The following is a 1,745-nucleotide window of genomic DNA, read 5'->3' on the forward strand; positions in this document are numbered from 1 at the left end:
CGCCCGCAAGGCCGTCGCCGTACCCGCCGTCAAGGGTGCGGCCACGCCGCGCGCCGAAGCGCGGGACTCCGCGCCGTTGCGCGGCCCTGCCCCCGTGTGGTTGATTGGCGAACATCTGGCTGTATGTCGCGCCATGGTCGGGACCATCGGCGCGGTTGCCGTTGGGTTCGGACGGATCGTGTCCTTCATGTTCATGGGGCCCGTCGAAATCATCACCTCCGGTTCCGGCTCCGGCGGCAGCGGGCGCATCCCATTGCGGCGCGCCTTCCATCAGGAAGGCTGGCTGCGTGTCGTCCCCGTCGTCCACCCCGGGGGCTGCTTGCGCCGCGCGCCCGGCAGCCTTGCCACGCACGGGCTTTTCACCCCGGTCAACCGGGGTTGCCTTGCCTCTGGGGCCCTTGCCCGCAGTACCCGCTGCGCCAGCCGTCTTGCCGTCCCGGCTGGGCGGGGTCCATTCCAGTTCCAGCGCGCCCGACTTGCGGTCGCGGCGTTCCACTTCCGGCCAGGTGATGTCGATGGCCGTGCCGGAATGCACGTGCCGCGCGTCGTGCAGCAGGGCCAGCCCCCGTTCGGAGCAGGCGTAGCGCGCCGGATCGCGTCGGCCGGGCAGCGGGAAGGCGTCGGAAATGATGCGGATGGTGTTGTGCGGCGCCGTCACCTTGTCCGCCTCGCCCAACAGCACGAAGGACAGGCTGGCCGTGCCCTTTTCCAGCTTGGCCCGGCGGCTCAGTTCTTCCAGCCAGGTGGGCGCGCCCTGGATGGGGAAGGTGAAGTGGCACCAGCCTCCCGCGCCGCCCTGCTCCAGCAGGGGGCATTCGTCGTGGTGGGGGCAGGGGGCCAGCGGGGCAAGCCCTACCTCCATGGCCGCGCGGCGGAACAGGGTGACGTAGCGCGCCCCCAGCCGGGTGCCCGGTTCGATGACCAGCACGCGCCCGCCGTGCGACAGCGCCGAGCCGATCTTTTCAGCCAGGTCCTCCATGCGGAATTCCAGCGGCTCGTCGCGGCGCGGCTTCAGTTCGTTCAGCACGTTGCCCGCCAGGATCAGCGCCGCGTCGCCGCGCGCCTCCTTCAGGGCCGACTCCATGGGGGCGCGCAGGGTGCGCAGCGCCCAGGGCGATTCCTCTCCCGCGATGACTTGCAGCAGTTCGCGGCCCACTTCCAGCGGGTGGGGGGCGATGTCCGCACACAGGAAGGTCAGCGGCAGGGAGCGCAGGTCGGGTCGGGCCAGCCACAGTGCCAGCGGCAGGGTCAGCGGGCCGCTGCCCAGGTCCAGGATCAGCGGGCGCTCCAGCAGGGCATCGCGGTCCACCAGGTCCAGGGATGGCAGCAGGCGGCCAAGGCGCACCAGGTTCCACGGCATGAAGTAGCGCAGGTAGGCGGATAGCAGGCGCGGGGCCGCCCAGTAGGGATCGGAGAGCGATCCGCGCTCACTGGTGAGTACCAGCGACAGGTCGTGGATGGCCATGGGCAGGTCGCGACGGTGCGCGGTGCGCAGCGGGGCCACGGTGTCCAGCGCCGTGGGCAGGGATTCCAGGCGCTGCCGGTATTCCGGGGACAGGGCGGCGAAAAGATGGTGCATGCGAAATCCGTTGGTTGGGTGCCGGTGCAACCGGCGATGCATGGGCTGCCGAGCGCGGTGATGCGCGGGGCGCGGCCAGTGCGGCTGCCGGTCATGCCGGAACATTGAGCCGGGGCATGGGCCGTAGCGCGGGGCCGGTGTCGTGGCGTCCGGCGTGGTGCGCGGG

1 protein-coding gene is annotated in these 1,745 nt (G+C 71.4%); it reads right to left on the reverse strand.

The window, feature by feature from the left end; all coding sequences use genetic code 11:
* On the reverse strand, window positions 1-1,579 hold a 1,579-nt coding region (locus FVW20_RS14275; RefSeq protein WP_307831557.1), incomplete at its 3' end, for a small ribosomal subunit Rsm22 family protein.
* Window positions 1,580-1,745 lie beyond the last annotated feature (166 nt).

It is taken from the genome of Nitratidesulfovibrio oxamicus (genome assembly GCF_015731765.1).
GTDB classification, from domain to species: Bacteria; Desulfobacterota; Desulfovibrionia; order Desulfovibrionales; family Desulfovibrionaceae; genus Cupidesulfovibrio; species Cupidesulfovibrio oxamicus.